General features: G+C 41.4%; 20 protein-coding genes, 1 tRNA gene and 1 pseudogene. 12 read left to right on the forward strand and 10 right to left on the reverse strand.

The genetic code is table 11. The features are described 5' to 3' along the window. The 4 genes and pseudogenes from RMY32_RS23810 to RMY32_RS23825 form a co-directional block, all read right to left on the reverse strand. The coding region (locus RMY32_RS23810; RefSeq protein ID WP_322711206.1) for a Uma2 family endonuclease at positions 1–429 on the reverse strand (429 nt) is incomplete at its 3' end. 31 nt (positions 430–460) lie between these two features. Further along, positions 461–559 (reverse strand): annotated as a pseudogene (locus RMY32_RS23815) (Uma2 family endonuclease); the annotation flags it as partial. A gap of 267 nt (positions 560–826) precedes the next feature. Then, positions 827–1,450, reverse strand: a complete 624-nt coding sequence (locus tag RMY32_RS23820; protein ID WP_322711207.1) for a chorismate lyase — start codon at positions 1,448–1,450, stop codon at positions 827–829. Between the two features lie 182 nt (positions 1,451–1,632). After that, positions 1,633–1,713 (reverse strand) — tRNA-Leu (locus tag RMY32_RS23825). A 474-nt stretch (positions 1,714–2,187) separates the two neighbouring features. Here RMY32_RS23825 and accC point away from each other — a divergent pair. Beyond that, a complete protein-coding gene (accC, locus tag RMY32_RS23830) occupies positions 2,188–3,531 on the forward strand; it encodes an acetyl-CoA carboxylase biotin carboxylase subunit (protein ID WP_322711208.1) in 1,344 nt (447 codons plus the stop codon). A 64-nt stretch (positions 3,532–3,595) separates the two neighbouring features. Here accC and RMY32_RS23835 read toward each other — a convergent pair whose 3' ends face one another. Next, on the reverse strand, positions 3,596–3,889 hold the full coding sequence (locus RMY32_RS23835) for a YggT family protein (RefSeq protein ID WP_094350101.1): 294 nt from the start codon (positions 3,887–3,889) through the stop codon (positions 3,596–3,598). Between the two features lie 288 nt (positions 3,890–4,177). Between RMY32_RS23835 and psbX the strand changes: the two genes are divergently transcribed. From psbX to RMY32_RS23855, 4 genes are all read left to right on the forward strand, one after another. After that, positions 4,178–4,297, forward strand: a complete 120-nt coding sequence (psbX, locus tag RMY32_RS23840; protein WP_174709687.1) for a photosystem II reaction center X protein — start codon at positions 4,178–4,180, stop codon at positions 4,295–4,297. A 247-nt stretch (positions 4,298–4,544) separates the two neighbouring features. Continuing rightward, a complete protein-coding gene (locus tag RMY32_RS23845; protein ID WP_322711209.1) occupies positions 4,545–5,462 on the forward strand; it encodes a Ycf66 family protein in 918 nt (305 codons plus the stop codon). 47 nt (positions 5,463–5,509) lie between these two features. Next, positions 5,510–6,070 (forward strand): hypothetical protein, encoded by a 561-nt coding sequence (locus RMY32_RS23850; RefSeq protein WP_322673966.1) that lies wholly within the window; start codon positions 5,510–5,512, stop codon positions 6,068–6,070. A gap of 99 nt (positions 6,071–6,169) precedes the next feature. Next, positions 6,170–6,694 (forward strand): Tol biopolymer transporter periplasmic protein, encoded by a 525-nt coding sequence (locus RMY32_RS23855; RefSeq protein ID WP_322673965.1) that lies wholly within the window; start codon positions 6,170–6,172, stop codon positions 6,692–6,694. 87 nt (positions 6,695–6,781) lie between these two features. On the opposite strand, the gene RMY32_RS23860 is transcribed toward RMY32_RS23855, so the two are convergent. Beyond that, the gene (locus RMY32_RS23860) at positions 6,782–7,789 is read right to left on the reverse strand and encodes a succinate dehydrogenase/fumarate reductase iron-sulfur subunit (protein ID WP_322711226.1); all 1,008 of its coding nucleotides are present in this window, start codon (positions 7,787–7,789) and stop codon (positions 6,782–6,784) included. A gap of 1,473 nt (positions 7,790–9,262) precedes the next feature. On the opposite strand from RMY32_RS23860, the gene RMY32_RS23865 reads away from it, so the two are divergent. Further along, positions 9,263–9,700: an AbrB family transcriptional regulator gene (locus RMY32_RS23865; RefSeq protein WP_322711210.1), complete on the forward strand. Its 438-nt coding sequence runs from the start codon at positions 9,263–9,265 to the stop codon at positions 9,698–9,700. Between the two features lie 148 nt (positions 9,701–9,848). Continuing rightward, on the forward strand, positions 9,849–10,724 hold the full coding sequence (locus RMY32_RS23870; protein WP_322711211.1) for a type II CAAX endopeptidase family protein: 876 nt from the start codon (positions 9,849–9,851) through the stop codon (positions 10,722–10,724). A 128-nt stretch (positions 10,725–10,852) separates the two neighbouring features. Here RMY32_RS23870 and RMY32_RS23875 read toward each other — a convergent pair whose 3' ends face one another. Then, on the reverse strand, positions 10,853–11,815 hold the full coding sequence (locus RMY32_RS23875; RefSeq protein WP_322711212.1) for a M48 family metallopeptidase: 963 nt from the start codon (positions 11,813–11,815) through the stop codon (positions 10,853–10,855). Positions 11,816–11,954: 139 nt separating this feature from the next. On the opposite strand from RMY32_RS23875, the gene RMY32_RS23880 reads away from it, so the two are divergent. Beyond that, positions 11,955–13,523 (forward strand): ATP-dependent DNA helicase, encoded by a 1,569-nt coding sequence (locus RMY32_RS23880; RefSeq protein WP_322711214.1) that lies wholly within the window; start codon positions 11,955–11,957, stop codon positions 13,521–13,523. A gap of 213 nt (positions 13,524–13,736) precedes the next feature. On the opposite strand, the gene RMY32_RS23885 is transcribed toward RMY32_RS23880, so the two are convergent. Further along, the gene (locus tag RMY32_RS23885; protein WP_322711215.1) at positions 13,737–13,859 is read right to left on the reverse strand and encodes a hypothetical protein; all 123 of its coding nucleotides are present in this window, start codon (positions 13,857–13,859) and stop codon (positions 13,737–13,739) included. Between the two features lie 51 nt (positions 13,860–13,910). On the opposite strand from RMY32_RS23885, the gene RMY32_RS23890 reads away from it, so the two are divergent. Continuing rightward, positions 13,911–14,126 (forward strand): DUF2839 domain-containing protein, encoded by a 216-nt coding sequence (locus RMY32_RS23890; protein WP_322689612.1) that lies wholly within the window; start codon positions 13,911–13,913, stop codon positions 14,124–14,126. Between the two features lie 1,170 nt (positions 14,127–15,296). Then, a complete protein-coding gene (locus tag RMY32_RS23895; protein WP_322689613.1) occupies positions 15,297–15,641 on the forward strand; it encodes a DUF1815 family protein in 345 nt (114 codons plus the stop codon). A gap of 293 nt (positions 15,642–15,934) precedes the next feature. Here RMY32_RS23895 and RMY32_RS23900 read toward each other — a convergent pair whose 3' ends face one another. Continuing rightward, positions 15,935–18,004 (reverse strand): CHAT domain-containing protein, encoded by a 2,070-nt coding sequence (locus tag RMY32_RS23900; RefSeq protein WP_322711216.1) that lies wholly within the window; start codon positions 18,002–18,004, stop codon positions 15,935–15,937. Positions 18,005–18,120: 116 nt separating this feature from the next. Here RMY32_RS23900 and RMY32_RS23905 point away from each other — a divergent pair, with 116 nt between their 5' ends. Next, a complete protein-coding gene (locus RMY32_RS23905) occupies positions 18,121–18,621 on the forward strand; it encodes a thioesterase family protein (protein ID WP_322711217.1) in 501 nt (166 codons plus the stop codon). A gap of 66 nt (positions 18,622–18,687) precedes the next feature. On the opposite strand, the gene RMY32_RS23910 is transcribed toward RMY32_RS23905, so the two are convergent. Further along, a complete protein-coding gene (locus RMY32_RS23910; protein WP_322711218.1) occupies positions 18,688–18,885 on the reverse strand; it encodes a hypothetical protein in 198 nt (65 codons plus the stop codon). Positions 18,886–19,336: 451 nt separating this feature from the next. Between RMY32_RS23910 and RMY32_RS23915 the strand changes: the two genes are divergently transcribed. Continuing rightward, entirely contained in the window at positions 19,337–19,468 is a 132-nt protein-coding gene (locus RMY32_RS23915) for a hypothetical protein (protein ID WP_322711219.1), read from the forward strand. Positions 19,469–19,474 lie beyond the last annotated feature (6 nt).

The following is a 19,474-nucleotide window of genomic DNA, read 5'->3' on the forward strand; positions in this document are numbered from 1 at the left end:
CAGACCATTTTTAATGTATTCCTGCATTTTCTCTTGAATCGGTGCAAGGCGATCTGTCTCCGAACGCAGTTCAATCACAAAGTCGGGTACAAGTGGCGGAAATTTTTTTCGTTGTTCTGGTGTTAAAGCTTCCCACCGCTCTAATTTTACCCAAGCAGCATCAGGAGAACGTTTTGCACCGTTAGGAAGTATAAAGATAGTTGAAGAACTAAAAACTTTCCCTAATTTAGCTTGACGATTCCAATTATTTAAGTCTGTAATTAAATCTGCTTCTTGATTTCCGCTTTCTCCTCCAACGGGTGGCACAATTATTAATTCTCCAGATGCGTTCATTTCCAGGCTGACATCACGATTGGCAATACACAATTGATAAAATTGCTCATCGGTTAAATGAGCAATCGGTTCTAGATTTAGCACAACAGTATTCATTAAACCTTTCCTCGCGTCTTTATTGCTAACATCAGTAGGAAATTATTGCTTGTTGGAAGATTTGTTGAGGTGTAATTTGCAGCCCTTCAAATAATGAATCTTCTCAACTATCAGTACCGCGTTTGGTTTGGTGATATCACCTTCGGGAAGTGCGATAAATTCTTTGAGGGTGAGTTGGATTTTGAGTTGAATCATAGTTGATCTTGGGAATGACTCTATTTTAAAGAGGATGCGATCGCTAAACAACGGCAAACTATCACCGAAAACTCATTAGTTTAACGGTACTATTAGCAGAAGCGATCGCCGCAACAATAATTCAACGTTCCTTTGATAATTTCATTGCATGATTTCAGCTACTTAGTTTTACTCGATAGCCATCAACCTACATCATGTCTTCTTACTGATTTTTGGAATTTAATTGCATAGGTCCCAAATATTTGGTTAAATAAGGTGAAAAAACTTCATAAATTAATGTCAGTGGCTGCCCATGATGCCAAAACAAGTAATGGCGACCCCAAAAAGGCCCAGTTACACCAAAACCGGACTCTAGTGCCAATGAGTCACCGTAGTAAATTCCTCGAACATCTCGATACAATTCTGTGCGAAGACGAGCTAAACTTGCCCAAATTGGTAATGAACGGTTTTGTAAATACTCATCGACATGACTGGCTTCCCACCACGAAGTAGCATAAGCTAATCGTTGCCCAGAAGCGGTACGCAGCCATACTTGTCGCCGTAATCGCGGTTCTGGGACAGCTTGGATTAACTCAGGAGCAGCATCCAAGTCGATACCAATCAATGACATATCAATGATATCTACTTCTACAGGCTCACCTGTGAGCAATTCTAAGTGACGTGTTGGAGAGCCGTCACCCAAAAGCATTAGCTGCCATGCAGGTGCTAGCTGAGTGTGAGGTAAACTTTGTTGAATTATTTCCTCCCCTCCTTGCCAAATCGGAGTGAGGCGATGCCAAGCTGGTGGCGATGTTAGGTTGTTTGTTGGCGGAAAAGAAATAGTCAATGCTTTTTACAAAACTTCATCTATTTCTATAAAAGCATAAAGGACTAGTACTTTGACAAGGCAACTTTACTTAATATCTAGTAAGCACTTCAGTGCTTCAAAAGCAAACTTAATATTTAAGGGTCAACAGTCTAAGGTTTTTTGACCTGTGACTATTGACCCTATGCTTAAACAAGCAAAAATGCGGATGGGGAGACTCGAACTCCCAAGGCAAAGCCACACGCACCTCAAGCGTGCGCGTATACCAATTCCGCCACATCCGCATGGTTTGTCTAAGAATAGACTATAGCATAAGAAAAAAATTATAGTAAGGTGATATCTAAATTCAGTTGCTTCAAAAATATAAATTTTCTCAAGGCGGTATCAGACTGACAGAAATTTAGCAGCTGTACAAGTGATATTGAAAAAGGTAGAGCTACTGTGTTCGGCGGGGTGCGATCGCGTATCCGTCTGCTGTAGGTGGTGTCGACGACAGGCTATGACGCTCGATAGCGACGTAGGAGCGTCTGACTCGCTATCGGCTTCGCAAAAGCCCAGCTTGGTAGTCTAGCCAAGACTTACAGCAGCAATGTTGTTAGTGTAGTAAGACTCGTAGAGGCAGCAAGCCTGCAATATACAAGTTTGCTTAGGATCAGGGTGGCGAATCTCCTGCAATAATTTGAAATAATGTGGAAGCATTGTTTCAAGTTGGATCGGAGAAAATGTCAATCTACTGGTAATGATATCGAAACTAAAAAATGAAGTTTGACAAAATATTAATTGCCAATCGGGGAGAAATCGCCCTTCGCATTCTCCGCGCCTGTGAAGAAATGGGAATTGCCACAGTTGCGGTTCACTCCACCGTTGACCGTAATGCTCTCCACGTCCAACTTGCTGATGAAGCAGTTTGCATTGGCGAACCTGCAAGCGGTAAAAGTTATTTGAATATTCCCAATATTATTGCTGCTGCACTGACGCGCAATGCTACTGCTATTCATCCAGGCTATGGTTTTTTGGCAGAAAATGCCCGGTTTGCGGAAATCTGTGCCGACCATCATATTGCTTTTATCGGCCCAACTCCAGAAGCTATGAGACGGATGGGCGATAAATCCACTGCCAAAGAAACCATGCAAAAAGCTGGAGTACCGACAGTACCGGGTAGTGAGGGATTGGTAGAATCCGAGCAAGAAGGATTAGGATTCGCTAAGGATATCGGCTATCCAGTGATGATCAAAGCTACAGCAGGTGGCGGTGGACGGGGTATGCGCCTAGTTCGTTCTGAAGACGAATTTGTTAAACTTTTTCTCGCAGCCCAAGGCGAAGCAGGAGCAGCTTTTGGGAATTCTGGCGTTTACATAGAAAAATTTATTGAACGTCCCCGCCACATCGAATTTCAAATTTTGGCGGATAACTACGGTAATATCATCCACTTAGGCGAACGGGATTGCTCAATTCAGCGCCGGAATCAAAAGCTGTTAGAAGAAGCTCCAAGTCCAGCTCTCGACCAAGACCTACGTGAAAAAATGGGACAAGCTGCGATCAAAGCTGCCCAATTCATTAATTACAGTGGGGCGGGTACTATTGAGTTTCTCTTGGATAGATCCGGTAAATTCTACTTTATGGAAATGAACACCCGGATTCAGGTAGAACATCCTGTAACAGAAATGATTACTGGGATAGACTTAGTTGCCGAACAAATCCGCGTTGCTCAAGGTGAAAGACTCAAGCTTACCCAAGACCAAGTAGTATTACGAGGTCATGCGATCGAATGCCGAATCAACGCCGAAGATCCCGATCGTGACTTTCGCCCTTCTCCTGGACGGATTAGTAGCTATCTGCCTCCCGGAGGGCCTGGTGTGCGGATTGATTCCCACGTTTACACAGATTACCAAATCCCACCTTACTACGATTCCTTAATCGGCAAATTAATCGTTTGGGCGCCAGACCGACCCACTGCTATTAACCGGATGAAACGCGCGCTGCGGGAATGTGCCATTACTGGATTACCTACCACCATTGGGTTTCATCAAAAAATTATGGAAACTCCACAGTTTTTACAGGGTAATGTCTATACAAATTTTGTGCAGGAAATGAACGGGTAGGAGAGTAGGGAAGGAAAAAGGTTATGGGTTACAGGGGACAGGGTTATAACCTGTAACCTGTACTTTAATTAACACGAGATAGCATAGTCAACAATCCTTGTTGACCTAACAGGATTTCTCGCAGCAGGCTGAAGATACCAACCCAAATAATAGGTGTAATATCTACTCCACCTATAGGTTGCACCAGCTTTCGCAAAGGTATTAAAAATGGCTCAGTTGGCCAAGCTATTAAATTAAAGGGCAAACGATTCAAATCCACTTGCGGATACCAAGTGAGAATGATACGAAATATAAATAAGAATGTCATAACCCCTAACACAGGGCCAAGAATCCAAGCAGTCAGGTTAACACCAGTCATCGGTTTTAGGTACTATCTATCTGTAAAAAAAGAAAAACTTAGGCACAGGCAAGTTGCGCTTTGCGTAGACATAGCTACAAAATTTTAAGCTTTGTAAAGCACTCCGATCGTTATTTTAACGAAATGCTGTCACTTCTTTCTGAAATAGAAAAGCGAACTCGCCCATGCGGTTAACTCAATAACTGGTGAAAGAAGTTACCAAGTTTGGCAGTTCAGAGTTAGAGGCTTCTCAAGAAAGTAATACACTATTAAAATTAGGATGAAGTGTGTAAAAAAAGGTTGAGAAGTATGACGCCTTCTTTAGCAAATTTTCTTTGGAGTCTGCTATGGGGTACAGCAATTGTTGTAATACCCGCTACTGTTGGTCTAATTTTCATTAGCCAAAAAGATAAAATACAGCGTTCATAATGCTTATGAGAGTTAAATTAGCTCTCGTAATCGATTGTCTGTCAGCTATCTACTTAATTGCACTAAAAGCAGCATAAACTGCGACTGGTGGCAGTTGTAGCTGACAGATATAGACGTTTTTACTTTTCGGTAAATAGCTTCAGAGCTTCTTTGCCAGAGGCTTTGAAGCTTCAATATATCGTGCCTAATTACAGTAGTGATTTTAATTGTGACTCGCTAACATAGATTTGATATTGGGAAAACAGCAATGATAAATTTTGGGCTGAACTCAGCCAGTTTTCTGGCTCAGGTAAATTTTGGGGCAAATTCAGCCAGTATTCTAGGAATTTTCCTGGCTGTGGCTGGGGCAGCACTGTATTTTCTCCGCACTGTGCGCCCAGAATTGTCACGAGATCAAGATATCTTTTTTGCAGCAGTCGGCTTGCTTTGCGGCTTCATTCTCGTCTTTCAAGGATGGCGGCTAGACCCGATTCTACAATTTGGTCAACTGCTTTTAGTTGGCACAACTGTGTTTTTTGCAGTTGAAAGTATTCGTCTGCGAAGTATAGCTACTCAGCAAGCAAAGCGCAACACTCCGATTGTGGACGAAGACCGACCGGTTAGCGATCGCTATTCGTACAATAATCGCAGAAACTATCAGGCTGAGATGGAGGCAGATTTAGATCCACTGCCTTATGAAGACGAGGAAGAACGCCCAGTGCGTCCCCGGATTCGCGGTAGCAGGGATGAGATTTCAACTCGTGATGACTACTATCAGGAACAACCCCCTCGTCGTACAGAACGCCGCAACAGCAGCACTAGTGAAAGACAGACTCCATCTGATAGAACGCGTCGGCGAACTTCTGGGCGTCCTGTAAATCGCCCTTCTGAAAGCTTTGAAGAAGAAAACTGGGGTTCTTCATCTAGGCAAGTTGATGATTGGGAAAATTCGGGTGGGGAAGTTAGAAAACCTTCTCGCCGTAGTAATAACGGATCGCAGCGTCCCGAAAGTCGTGAAGATGATGTTTCTCCCAGACCGAGAAGGCGTCGTCCGCCCACTGACTCAACTTCTCGAAGACCGCGCGAAGATGATGATGCGATCCCAACCGATTATGTGCCATACAACCCAATTGAAAAACCAAATGAGGGACCAGATAATCTAAGTGACTTTGATGACGATGTTTAAAACAGTTGGCGTGCAAGTAGGTTTAAAGGCAACGGAAAACAGTTGAGGTGGAAAAATTTACGCCTGCATTTTGGCTCCAAAGACCAATTCATTGGAGCCTGGTTTTTGGTTTAACAAGTTTGCTTGTATCTTGTGGTTCTAACGATATTCCTATAGGGCCTACTTCTCTTAACAGTCGCTACACCGAGGAGCAACCTGCTTTGAGTGGAAATGGGCGCTTTTTAGCATTTGTATCTAATCGGAATGGTAATCAGCAGCTATTAATGTACGATTTGGAGAGGCAACTGTTTATTAGTACACCGGGGATAAACCGACAGGAGACAATTGCTGAAAGTCCTAGTTTGAGCTACACCGGGCGTTATATTTCTTATCTTACTAGTGACCAGGGAAGACCAGTGGTAGCGCTTTACGATCGCGCCACGCAACAGTCGCAAATTGTCACACCAATTTATCGCGGCTGGGTCAGAAAACCAAATATTAGTCCAGATGGACGTTATGTTGTCTTTGAAACCGCCACTCGTGGTCAGTGGGATATTGAAGTCCTAGACCGAGGGCCAAATATTGAGTTAGATATTCCCAATGGTGCAACTGTGGGTTCACCTCCGTAAGAGTTAGGAGAGACGCGATTAACCCTTGTCTGTACAGGAGTTAAAAGTTAGGAGTTAGGAGTTGTGAGACTATTGACTAATGACTAATGACTGAATTATATGAAACGTGTTTTTTTTATACCTATATTTTTCTGTTTAAGTTTATTGACTGGGTGTTTTGGTTACCCTCGGATTTTGAGTTATCCCTTTGATCCAGGGGGTCGAAGTCTTAATAGTTTAGCGTCGGAATTAAACCCCCAAATTTCTGGGAGATACATTGTTTTTATTACTGACCGACGTGGTAGCCAAGATGTTTATATGTTTGATACGGTAACTCGTGATTTAGTTGATTTGCCAGGTTTAAACTCCTTTGATGCGATCGCAAATCATCCTAGTGTTTCACAAGATGGTCGTTATATTGTATTTGCAGCTAGCCGTCAGGGGCGATCGGCTATTTTTCTCTACGACCGAGAAACACGCCAATCACGGAATTTGACCAACAACCTGCAAGCCGAAGTCCGCAACCCTACAATTAGTGCTGATGGTAGCAGGATTGCTTTTGAGTCTAGTAACAATGGTCAGTGGGATGTTTTAGTATATGACCGTTACGGACAACCGTTGAATATACCTCAAGAACCGCGTTGAGATAAGGGGACAAGGGGACAAGGGGGAATTATTAGAGAAGTCTCTCCCTTGTATCTTCTCGATGCCCAATGCCCAATGCCCAATGCCCTATTCCTTATTCTGTTCAATTTGTTGAACAGATTCAATCAGCGATCGCACTTGTTCCGTACCCTCAGAAGATTCAAATGATAAAGGAAACTTACCCCGGAGGATCATCCGCAAACCGAGGGGTGCAAGACTGAGTAATCCTTTTAAATCCCGAAAGTAGTTACCAACTACTTGTAAACCAAATTGGCGTTCATCAATCCAACCACCTTCTTTAACTAAATCTATCAATACTTTCCGGTGACGAATTGAACGACTATCACTATTTTGTTTCTGGGTGAGAATTTCTTGTTTAACTTTGGTGATTTGTTCTAATGGTGCAACTTCCATTGGACAAACAGAATCGCAGTACAAACAACGGGTGCAACCCCATACGCCTTTAGTACCTTCGTTATAGCTTGCTAAACGATTTTCGGTATCGCTATCGCGAGAGTCTGCTACCATTCGGTAAGCTTTGGCAAGAGCATGGGGCCCTACAAAATCTGGATTAACTTCACGAGCGTTGCATTCAGAGTAACAAGCACCGCACATAATACAGTTACCAGTTTGATCGAGGCGCGATCGCTCTTGTGGTGTTTGCAAAAACTCTCTTTCTGGTACTTGTCGTGCTGCCGTACTCACATAAGGAGCAACTGCCTCTAGATTATTCCAAAAGCTGCTCATATCTACAACCAAATCTTTAATCACGGGCATATTGCCAAGAGGTGCGATCGTGATTTCAGCAATAGCATTTACTTTACTTTGAGATGATGGTATTTGTTGTAATCTGGCAAGTTCGCTCCCAACATTTTCTTTACAAGCTAAAGCCGAACGCCCATTAATTCGCATAGCACAGCTACCACAAATAGTATTGCGGCAATTTTTGCGAAATGCCAAAGTTCCATCTTGCTCCCACTTAATCTGATTGAGGCAATCCAAGATTGTATTACCTGGTTCAGCCTCTACAATGTAGGTTTGTACAACAGGGGAGGAATTTTGTTGCTGTCGAATGACCTTAAAAATAACTTCCATAACTACTAACCAAAATTTTAAAATTACTTCACCACCCTCAACAATCATGAGTCAAAGCAGCTAGTTGCGAAAAGTAAGTTATACTTTTTGCCCCTAATTCAAACCCTGGTGTTAATAGGCTGACGATTAAAGGGCGACTGATTCTAGTTTAAGGATAACCATTAAAATTTTACTTATAGTAGCGCTGTAGGCAAGATTTTTGTCAAATTCTAAGTTAAAACGCCAAAAATGTAATCGCAGCTTTGCATTGAATTTACCTGTTTGGCAATGTAAAGGAAAGAGAGTTTGCTTCAAAAGTAACTTCAGTTGATCTTTGATCTAGCGATCCTATCCAAATGAAATGCATGGGAAGTTAGCAATATGTCTTGATGTCAACTTGAGTCAAGCAGTCCTGACAGTAAAATTCCACCTTCACTACCACTTTACGGGATTTTTTGATTATATAGAAGTCTGAAAGCCCATGTTTAATATATAGTAGTGGCAATCAAGCACTAGGCAGATGTTAAGAGATTTATTCATCCCATAGACAGACGTGCAAAATCCTCTGGCCGCTTTTGACCTGAAGATAATAAACCGAGGAAAAATCCTCACCACTTTCAAAGAAAAGTTAGAGTACCGCGAAACCCACAGGTGCCAGACTTTTCGCTTTTTGGCTTGCTCTTAATCAACAAAATATGAGATTGAACTCATTGGTCAAAACTGCTCGTCTCAATATATAAATTTTTATCAAAGCCAGATAGCAATGCTCGCACTTGCAATAATAAAGGGTTAAGAAAATCGTCACTGCTTTTTTCAACTTTCAAGTCCAGGAATTTAAATAAAAATTTACCAGCAACTTTAATTCAAAATTAAACAACTATTTTGCTATTATTAGTCCATGCTAGTATTTAATATAAAATTACGAAGTAGCAAAACCAGAATCAATAGCCGTATCAGCGCGGTTACTACTGCTTTGTTGATTCGTAATGTAGAGACAAGAAAATTTGCGTCTCTACTGGTAGGACAAAAGGGTGTATACCCGTAGGACTCTATTGAAATACTATGCTGTCCTAAGCTTGAGAGGACGAGTCGACAAAACTCTACTTGCTCATTGGCAAGAAAGGCAAGCACTGAAAGTGAAAAGCCTGCTATTTTTCGGGTCTACGACTTATTTGCAGTAGAACCTAACCCCATTTGTAATGGTGGCTGAAAGTTACACCGCTACAGTAGCGCTAAAGAAGAAAATAGTTTTCTTTCTGATGGCGAATAATGGTTAAAAGTGCCGTAACATCACCAAAATTAATGTCTGTGGCAACTATGGCCTCTAGTTGGTTGTAGACAACCATATATAGAAGTGCTTTTGGCTCCTATCGGCAGGAATTCACCCGTTACATTAGAGTCTTCAGTAGCTCTATGCAAATGCTAAAAAATTAAATGCTGGCATGAGACTACATAGTTTATCAGTTTGGAGAGAGTAAGGAAAATTTGAGCATAATGACTGAAACTGCAACCGCGCCATTAACTGGAAAAGCACTACTTGCTAAAGTAAAAGAACTTTCCACATTACCACGCCGAGAAAGAGCTAAACAGTGCGGCTATTACACTGTTACTAAGAATAACCAAGTTCGTGTCAATCTCACCGATTTTTATGACGCTTTGCTATCTGCTAGGGGAATTCCTCTAAGTCCAGAAGCGCCTAAAGATGGTCGTGGTCGCGAACCGACATATCGGGTTAGTGTCCATCAAAATGGTCAGATTGTAATTGGTGCTACATATACCAAAGCAATGGGCTTGAAGGCTGGAGATGAGTTTGAAATTAGGCTGGGATACAAACATATTCACCTGATTCAACTAGGTGAAAGCGATAAAAAACTAACCTCACAAGATATAGATTCTGACGACTCAGACGAAGATTTAGAAGACGAAGAGTAAATTTGCTAATGGTAGGGATAAGTTTCAGGTTATGATAACTTGTCTTTACTCCGACAGCAAATTGGTAGTCAGGTAAAAAATACGATTAGACCCCTTGCAGAATTTACCAAAATTAGTAGAGTCTTGATCGATCGGCAAGAAATCTATAATGCAAGAAGTCTATCGTGTTTTTTTGTTTATTTTGATAACTTTCTTTGAGTCTTCAGTCAACGCCTTACTGGCGTTTAGAGAAAATGCACCGCCACTAGTTATAGTGACGGCATTTTTTGTTTGCTGGATAGTTTGCTGGTTGCCAGTAGCAACAGTATCAGCAATATTGCTTAATTGGCAACCTCCTAAACCTTTACAGCCAGAGCAAAAAATGCCGTTATTGGTGTCACTTTACCTATTAGCTCCCCCGATCCTCTGGGGAGTTATTTGGTTGACTAATAAATCTTTTTCAGATTACGGTTGTGTTGCCAATTTTTCGACTTTTGGTTTTTTAGCAATAGGTTTTAGTTTAGGAGTGCTGAGTCTAACTATTGTCTTTAGTGGGCAAATCGGGTTAGGTTGGTGTTCTTTTGAGAAGTCTAATTTCAAGTTAGTATTACCCATCTTGCTACCGATTTTCTTGATAGCATTGTTAGTCGCTGGGATAGAAGAGTTAGTTTTTCGCGGTTTCCTGTTCACAGAATTAGCACAGGATTACCCAGCTTGGGTAGCAGCAGCAATTTCTAGCTTGATTTTTGCCTTGTTACATCTGGTTTGGGAGCAACGTGAAACTGTACCCCAACTTCCTGGATTATGGCTGATGGGAATAGTGCTGGTGTTAGCACGCTTTGCCTCTAGCGGGAATTTGGGTTTAGCTTGGGGATTGCACGCAGGATGGGTATGGGCGATCGCTACCATAGATACAGCAGAACTAATTACTTACACTGGTATTGTCTCTGACTGGTTCACAGGTAAAAATAAAAAACCCTTAGCTGGCTTGGCGGGAATTATTTGTGTATTGGGAACTGGAGTAATTATCTGGTTCAACTCTTAAATATTTTAATTTCCTGTAGATGATGTCTGTGAACGCAAATCCCCGACTTCTTGAAGAAGTCGGGGATCTAAATCCAACGATTTAGTAGGCACTATTCCACCCTACTAATCTTTATTTAGTACTCAAAACTACTCAGACCTTCGGATTCTGTCGATTTCTCGTTGTAATTCTTCAATTTGGCGGCGTAAAATTTCTGTTTGATTTTCGGAAGATTCTGCTGAAACATTTACCGATCCGGAAGCAGGCGATCGCTGATAATTTCCTCGGCGAATTTGCTGATATTCTTCAGATACTGCCCACGACCGTAAGTAATGCAAGCGTTCAACAGGGAAAGGATGACTCAACATCATACCCTGAGCGCCATTGTAGATCAAGAATTTATATATTTGATTCAATCCATCCTCATCCAATGCCTGATAATTTTCTGACTGCTTGATAAACTCTTGTAAACTACATTCATTGGCATATTTGTTACTGCCACCAGAGAGTTTCATCATCGTTGACATCACAGGATTCAAGTCATCCATTACTAGTAGTGCAGCGCGATCTGACGATAACTCAGCTTTGCGCCGCCACTCAAAAAAGGCGTAAATCAAGCCTTGGGTGACAATATTACCGATGCCGAAGGTCAATTCTCCCAAGGCTGAAGCAGCACTCATCGCCCACATCGCCATTTGAATTAAAATAGTATGACCACATTTAATATGCCCCAGTTCATGGGCTAGCACCGTCCTCATTTCGGCTTCGTCTAGTAAGTCTAGTATCCCTGTATTTATGACTATGTAAGGATTCTCTTGCCCCAGCGCATAGCTATTTGCTTGGGGATTTTGCGAGACAAACAGTGTTGGTTCTGGGTAAATGTCCAAATCTCGGACGCATTCCCGAAACATCTGGTAAATAGTGGAATATTGACGCGGGCCGACTTGGATGCTGTTACCCATTAGATAGACTAATTGAGGGCGTTCATAGATAAATTCCACAAATTTACGAGCGATTAAATCAAATCCTGGCAAATTTCGTAAAGCTTGCTCCGCTTGGCGATCTAGTGGATGCCTGAAAGCTTCGCTGGAAATTCCTGTGTAAGTTGGCATAATTTAGGGTATTGGGTTATTGGTCATTGGTCATTGGTCATTGGTCATTAGCAAAGGACAAAGGACAAATGACAAATGACAAGATAATAGAAACGGGGCAATTGGAAGTAAAAATAACTTTGTATGGAATTAAAAGCGTGTGATTGAGGCAGAAGTTCATTTGTCACTACATAACTTTTTGCGATCGCAAGCGGGGTTCCCTTCCTGGCCCCATCATTTGACGATGGCACGGTTGGTAGCACGCGCCTTGCGCCTGGGACGTAGCGCCCTAATTCAAGTCGGGGCAGTTAGTGGCTATCAAGGGCGATATCGTACTAGTTTTGTAGCATCAGCCCTGATGTGGCATGGTCCTGTAATTATTGTTGCTCAAGAAACAGTGCAGCAACTTCTGCTGCGCGTGGAAATTCCCCGTCTACAGCAGTGGCTACCAACCAATAAATCGATTAGGACAGGTGATGCTTGGCCTGATGCCCAGTTCCAAGGGCTACTGCTGACCTCCCCAGAAGCTTGGTTAAAAGGACAGTTAGCTGGTGGCTCACGCTTCCCCCAAGGCATCCCGACAATTATTGATGGGGTAGACGATCTCGAAGATTGGGTGCGTCATCAACTTACCCAAGATATTCAACCCGATGATTGGGATCGACTCATCCTAGCTTGTCCCAACCAAGCTGAGACAATTCGTGAAGCACGGATACAACTAACACACGAACTTTTTCAGCATCCTACTAATCCATATCAGTGCTATCTAATTTCCCAGCCAGAAATAGAAATTTTAAGCCGTCTCTATTCTGCTTTGGAGTCAGTACAAGCACTGCCAGAACCTTGGAAACAATTCTGGCAACAATTTCAAACCCTCAACGAAAATCTTTCCTCCCCTGCTTCCTCATCTCCCCCTGCTCTCTTCTGGGCGACTATTGCCCATCGGCAAGGTTTATTTTCTTTGCACTACGCCCCAATGGAATTAGGGGAAATACTCTCGCCGATTTGGCAGCGACAACCAGTAGTTTTAATTGGTAGCGCTATCGAACCGGAAACTGAGGCTCCCCTTTTTCGCCAGCGCTTGGGTTTGGACGATTTAACTTGCCTGAAGTTCTCTTCGGAAAATCAAGCAGAAGCAATTCAACTGTATGTACCCTATAAGTTGCCTCTACCCAACACGCCAGAATTTCAAGCGGCATTTATTCACAAAGTCCGCACTCTGGTTTGTCTAAGTGCGACAGCGCCAGGATTAACTGTTGTTTTGGTGGGAGATGTACCACTAAAGGCTCAAGTAGCGGCAATTCTGGCTTCAGAATTTGGTTCGCGGGTGCAAGTAGAAAAAACTTGTTTAGATGAGAATGGTATTTTGATTAGCGGTTGGGAATTTTGGCGAGAACATCAACGAGTTTTGCCAGCACCCCATCTGTTAATTATTGCTACGTTGCCCCTACCATCTTTAGAAAATCCTCTGGTAGCTGGTAGGGTAGCTCTTTATAAGCGATCGCATCAAGATTGGTTCCGTTTATACTTGTTGCCATCTGCCTTGAATGAATTACAACGAGCGATCGCTCCAGTACGAGAAAGTCAAGGAATTGTGGCTTTGCTTGATAGTCGTGTAGTTAACCGCAGCTACGGCGCTCAAATTCTCGCAGCTTTAAGTCCTCTGGCACGCATTAACTATCTCGATCCCAGCCTGTTTTCCAATACCGATGAGGAAAATTCTGCTTAAAATTCAGTTACCAGTGACGCCACTTGACGGCAGTTGCTCCACTTGGGGAGACCCCTTGGCGCTAGCCTCTCCCTTTGGGAGAAGACCGCACTGCCTCCTCCACTTGGGGAGACCCCAAGACCCTTCGGGTAGACGCTCGTTCCTCGCTACCGCAACGCTTTCGCTACCGCTAGCGCGCTTCGCGTCTCCCCTTGGGAGAAGACGGGGGCTGCCTCACCGCAGTGGCTCCCCAATGCCGAATTTAAATTTTGACGAAGCAAAGCGCGATCGCAAAGAAGCAAGAACTATTATCAGCTTATAGAAGGTGATGCGATTTATCGCGTCTGGAGTAAGCATGATTACTGCCAAAATAAATTTAGAAACTAAATAAAATTTGAGTTGCTGATTATGGGTGAAGCAAAACGTCGTAAAACCACACTAGGAAAAACATACGGTCAAGAGACTCGGATCTTGCCTTGGGTTCCGATCACAAAAACTCAAGGCGAACAATTTGTCACTTGGACTACTCGTGGTGCTTGGATAGGCATTGGTCTGATGATTGTTGGATGGTTAACAATCCGTTTTATCGGCCCAGCTTTCGGTTGGTGGCAAGTAGTCTATTAATTCTTAATTCATAATTGAATTAGTTGGATATTTATACTCCAACTAATTCAAGACTGCTAAAAAAGACAATAACCCGCAAGTGTCTTGCTAACAATTACAAATTACATTAGCGCAACGGTAGGCAGTTTGTGTATCTTATGGAAAAGCAAGCTAGGCGTAGCCTCTTGTAAAAAGCATTATGACCGACATTCCTTGATGGTACAAGCCCTTAGATTCATCTATGGAGTTAATCTAAAATCTAAAATCTAAAATTTCCAAGCCCCTAGATTTATCTATGGGGTCAATCCAAAATCCAAAATCTAAAATCCAAAATTGTCTGACGAATTACGAATTAGTTAACTGAGTTATTAATAAAAAATAATTACTCATTTTGGATAGATAATCGAAATATATTATATATGCATTAAATTTGGCAAAACCAAATTAAGGTAATAATCCTTCTAAATTCATTGTGCTTTGGTTTGTACAAGTTTTTGAAAATAATCCAAAAATACCTGAAAATATTGCCTAAATGGCAACATTGCTCTGCTGAGTTTAGGTATTGTTAGTGTTAAGTTTTTCCCTTTGTGGATTTTACACTCACAGTTGTCTACTAATTACTTATCTCGGTATAAATTATTGCTTATCTCCTTTTGCGACTACTTAACCTAGAATTCGCACTGTCATCTGCTTAACTTTTTATATTTAGGAGGAACGAATTTGGTATAACTAATCATTTACCTATACCAAAATCTACGTTAACAACAGAAGAGATTAAACATCTAAGCAAGAGACACTATAACGATGGAAAACTACATTATGGCGTTTAATAACAGTGTATTTGACTGCACATAGCCAATAAAAACTAAATATGTAGCTTTTCTGTAGTTGACTAGTGCTAAATTTAAGTTACTCTTAAAGCGGATCTCTTGCTCTAAGAATCCACCTTGACAGAAATGTATAAAGATATAGTTAAATTTAGCAATTCTGTCCGAGATTTTGAATTTGCAAACTGAATAGTTTGATACAGCCCTCAAAATCCCGATCCACTACCCTAAACAAAGTAGTCAATTCACGACTCAAAATCATCTGTCTGGTAATTGTAATGAATAGTTTACAATACTAATGGGTGAGAAAATCTAAAGAAAATATAAAAGAAACTCAAATTACTGTGGTGTCTGGAGGACAAAAGTGTTTCTGAGACTAGCACATCAACATCGGCAATTCGTCCAAGACTTAGTAATGAACCTGCAAGCCTTGGCAATTGTATTAGAGCGCCGTGGGTATCCTGCATCTTGTTATACCTGTGGCGACCAAATGAATAGTGCATCATTTATGGTTAGCTTGGGTGATAATCATCTAATTCGATTTTTAGTGTCCGATTACGGCATTACTTGGACAGAAATGCGGGATGACCGCGAATTAATGAAGCTAGAGGGTGCAGAGGCAATTAACCAATTAGATGAATTGGCCGATCTTGTCAAGCAATCTATGCAAAGTGATACAGGCTCTAAAACTCTTGCCAAGAAGTATTAAGATTTCAGAGGTCGAGAGCAAATTAGAAATTGATTATCGGTAACTGTTAATCGGTAACAGTGGCTTAGTTAGCGATCGCGCTTACCTATTTCTCCATTATCATAAAGTGATTGGCTATGGCTGGCCCATCGCATATTTTTTGTATCAGCGAAAATCTCACGATCTTGATTTTCAGCCTCTAGCTAGAAGGTGTTAAAACACAGCAAAGTCAGAGGTTAGTTAGTTGAGCGCTCCTCTTTTGCCATAATTTCATCAAAACGCTATAACTTCTCTACGAGACACTGCGCGAATATCTAAAGTCCATTGCCAATTAAAATAAAGGGTGCCCAATAGTACGGGTGACTAAAGTCATTGACTGCTGCTACGGGTGCATTATGACTTATTTCCTTCCAGTTTCCAGTAATTAATGAGAGTTGAGCTTGGCGTAAAGCTTCAGTTTTAGTCAGCTTCTCAGTAGAAAGAATACCATAAAAAGCACTCATGAGTGCTTGTGTACCACCATCATCTACAGACCACAAAGAGGCGATCGCGGCTCTAGCGCCGGTTTGTTGCATCTGATAGCCAAAGCCCAAAATTTCTTCACCGTTACCTAACTTGCCTCCCAAGCCGGTTTCACAGGCGCTCAACACTACCAAATCTACATTCGGGAGTGACCAAGTGGCGACATTTCTAAAATTAACGCGATCGCCATTCCCAAATAAAATAAACGAATCTTCTGGTTTACCCACCACAAAGGCTGCATGAGTCGCTAAATGGACAATTGTATAATCATCCATTTGGGGTACAGCGACTTTAGGAGTAAAGGCATCGTCTAAAAGCTTTGTAGTTTCAGGAACCGCTGCTGCTAGACTTTCCACTTCCCGCACTGCAAAGGGTAAGCCAGCGAAAGCAACCTGTCGATTACCAACTTTGATTTGATAATTACCTTTAGTAAAAGCACCCGCTAAAACCCGCAAAGTGGATTGTTTTGGGGTGTTTAAATTAGTCAGACTGGCGGATGTAATGTGATTCACATTGAAGCGCTGCACGAGCCATTGTTTACCATCATACAAAGCAGTTAAAGGAATGTAGCGTAACCGATCGTCTGGAGCGTAAATCAGAGTTTGCGTACCTGATAGCTTCAAGTCTTTCTCTATCGGTTTAATTAGCCAGTCATACAATTGGCGTGCAGGTGCTTTGATATTTCGACCGGGATTGATTAAAGCTTGGCGGAAAGCATCAATTGTTTGATAGAGGTTTTCGCGCTTTACAGCAACGGTGCGATGAATTGGTGGAGATTCAGGAGTTACTAAGACCAATTCCAAACTATCTTTTAAAATCAGTGGGTAAAGTAATGCCGATTTTTGCGGTAATCGCGCCAAATTATCTCGAAGTTCGTTGAGACTCTCCAAATCCAAATTTTGCCGCCTAGCTGTACGGCTAATTTGCTCTACCTGTGCTTTCACTGAAGAACTATTGATAAATTGGTTAAATCCATCTAGAAGTTGCTGTTGATTTAAGACTAATTGCTCGATGCGTTGTTTCTGTTCGAGCGAGCGCTGTTCGGGGGCAATTTTGCGTAGTGTTGTTAATTCCTTACCCAGCACAACAGCACTATCCACACTTTGATCCAGCTTTTGTTTAATTGGTTTTTCTGTTGCCGCTATATTAAGACCTTTGACAGTACGTTGATTACCTGGCACATTCTGGAGATATTCCTCTAGTTCTTCAACTTTGAGTAAATCTATTGTCCTTTGTGCTTCAGCAACACGTTCTTGTTTGAGCAATCGTTCACCCAAAATGCGATATGTCTGGCTAACAGTTATGTTGTAAGCATCTGGTTGCGGGGCACTCAATGCTGATGGATTCAAGCGAGCTTTCTCACGATTAATCAAACAATGCTTGTAGAAAAAAATTGCTAACTCTGGTTGGTTTTGGATATCGAATAAGTAACCTATATTACTGTAGGTTTTGCCAAGTCGAACCAGATCCCCAAGTTCTTTGTTAATCAATAAGGCTTGCTGATAGGATTGAAGTGCTTCAGGATACTTTTTTTGACTTTGGTAGATTCTGCCAATATTGTTAAATGTTACCGCTTCCCAAGAGCGCTCTCCAAGGTCTCTGCTGATGGCTAATGCTTTCTGCAATCTCTGCAACGCTGCTTTAGATTGACCTTGCCGAGATTCTTTGATAGCTTCTTCGTTGAGCCTTGCAAGTTCTGAGAGTTGAGTATTCTTGGGTAAAGCTTGAGCTTTTTCTCTGGAGCCGTGCCTAAATTTTGCATTTGTGCTTACTTGATTATTTTCTGGGTAAGCCATCCCATAACTTAGTAAACTAAGTAGAGTTAAAGTAACAACACCAACATACCGGAGATTAGGCTGCATAACAAAACACTCCCTATACTCGGAAGGTAAATATTAAATCAATAAGTCCGGCAGTGCAATTAATTTTTATGCTATTCAATAATTTGGAAAGTTTATAGGTGCTGAGAAACTTGAAGATGTCAGAAGAAAAACCCACCCGACCAAAACTACCACCAACCAGCGCTCTTGACAATCCATCCAGTCATGAGTTTGGAAATTGGTTTGAATATCCTGTCAGAGTCCAACCCCACCACACTGACTATGCCGGTCTTGTCTGGCACGGTTCCTATATAGCTTGGATGGAAGAAGCGCGGATTGAATGCTTACGATCTATAGGGATTGAATTTGCTGATTTAGTCGCTATAGGCTGCGATTTACCAGTTGTAGAACTGTCGGTGCGCTATCACCGTTCAATTCAATTGGGTATGGCAGTGTTGGTAAAAACCCGCATGGCTGAGGTAACTGGTGTGCGAATCAATTGGGATTACGCCATTATCTCAACTGATAGACAACAATTGTACGTCACTGCCAAAGTGACTTTAGTCGCTTTAGATCGCGAAAGAGGGAAGATTATGCGTCAGTTGCCGCCGAGTTTTAAGGATGCATTAGCCAAAATTTCAGCATTAAATAACAATTGATCGGGCAAGGTTATCATTTCACCTTTTATACTTCACCTTTTATTCGCAAAAGTGAAGTATAGATCGTTATTTTCCAGTTTGGATCTGCGACAAATTTTGAGCAAACTGCGTTACGTAATGCCAAATATCTTGGGGAGTAATGCCAAAACTAATATTTAATAAAACAAGGATTGCTGCAAGAGTTAATGCAGTGTTCACGGTTGCTTTCAGCAATTTCCATAATATTATGAAGACTATCCAAGCTACAATCAATGTAATAATCATATATATTCATTCCTTAATAATTGCCCTTGTCTGAGAAGGTCTTTATTTAGAAAGGGTAAATTTTTATCTGAAGTCAAAATTACTATTGCTAAAGCTATTAGACCTAATTTGAAATAAATACTAAAGCTAAGATTTTTGTCTAAGTGTGACAATGCCATATTAGCTGAAAATGATCCAATTATTCGGGTAAAAGGCAACTAATTTGGCATTTTGGCAGAATTACTGGAAAGATTTTTTTAAATTTTTGTATCAATCATCACAATATATGATAGTTAAATTAGGACTCCAATTTGATTTTTGAAAACATCCTGAGACTGAAAAGGCTGTTGTATCAGGGTTTAATTTTAAATTTTGTTCAGAAATCAGACAGGATCCCTAATAGTTGCTAAAAAAATCTATTCAGCAACTAGTAAGATAATTACTGTATCAACTCGAAGGAGTCGAAAATTATATGATAGAACTTAACCTTAACGAAGAGAAAATTAAGCAACTATTTAAAACTGCACTCACCGAAGTTATCCAAGAACAGAAAGAAGTATTTGCTGATTTGTTAGCAGAAATTATTGAAGATATAGCTTTATAAAAAGCC

The organism is Nostoc sp. ChiSLP03a, from assembly GCF_034531215.2.
Lineage (GTDB): Bacteria > Cyanobacteriota > Cyanobacteriia > Cyanobacteriales > Nostocaceae > Nostoc.

Coding starts and splice junctions, on each gene's coding strand:
- RMY32_RS23890 (WP_322689612.1), top strand. CDS start 13,911: ATGGGTGAAGCAAAACGTCGTAAAACCACACTAGGAAAAACATACGGT.
- RMY32_RS23885 (WP_322711215.1), bottom strand. CDS start 13,859: ATGCTTACTCCAGACGCGATAAATCGCATCACCTTCTATAAGCTGATA.
- RMY32_RS23905 (WP_322711217.1), top strand. CDS start 18,121: ATGTCAGAAGAAAAACCCACCCGACCAAAACTACCACCAACCAGCGCT.
- RMY32_RS23875 (WP_322711212.1), bottom strand. CDS start 11,815: ATGCCAACTTACACAGGAATTTCCAGCGAAGCTTTCAGGCATCCACTA.
- RMY32_RS23915 (WP_322711219.1), top strand. CDS start 19,337: ATGATAGAACTTAACCTTAACGAAGAGAAAATTAAGCAACTATTTAAA.
- RMY32_RS23855 (WP_322673965.1), top strand. CDS start 6,170: ATGAAACGTGTTTTTTTTATACCTATATTTTTCTGTTTAAGTTTATTG.
- RMY32_RS23835 (WP_094350101.1), bottom strand. CDS start 3,889: ATGACTGGTGTTAACCTGACTGCTTGGATTCTTGGCCCTGTGTTAGGG.
- RMY32_RS23900 (WP_322711216.1), bottom strand. CDS start 18,004: ATGCAGCCTAATCTCCGGTATGTTGGTGTTGTTACTTTAACTCTACTT.
- psbX (WP_174709687.1), top strand. CDS start 4,178: ATGACGCCTTCTTTAGCAAATTTTCTTTGGAGTCTGCTATGGGGTACA.
- RMY32_RS23860 (WP_322711226.1), bottom strand. CDS start 7,789: ATGGAAGTTATTTTTAAGGTCATTCGACAGCAACAAAATTCCTCCCCT.
- RMY32_RS23910 (WP_322711218.1), bottom strand. CDS start 18,885: ATGATTATTACATTGATTGTAGCTTGGATAGTCTTCATAATATTATGG.
- RMY32_RS23870 (WP_322711211.1), top strand. CDS start 9,849: ATGCAAGAAGTCTATCGTGTTTTTTTGTTTATTTTGATAACTTTCTTT.
- accC (WP_322711208.1), top strand. CDS start 2,188: ATGAAGTTTGACAAAATATTAATTGCCAATCGGGGAGAAATCGCCCTT.
- RMY32_RS23845 (WP_322711209.1), top strand. CDS start 4,545: ATGATAAATTTTGGGCTGAACTCAGCCAGTTTTCTGGCTCAGGTAAAT.
- RMY32_RS23865 (WP_322711210.1), top strand. CDS start 9,263: ATGACTGAAACTGCAACCGCGCCATTAACTGGAAAAGCACTACTTGCT.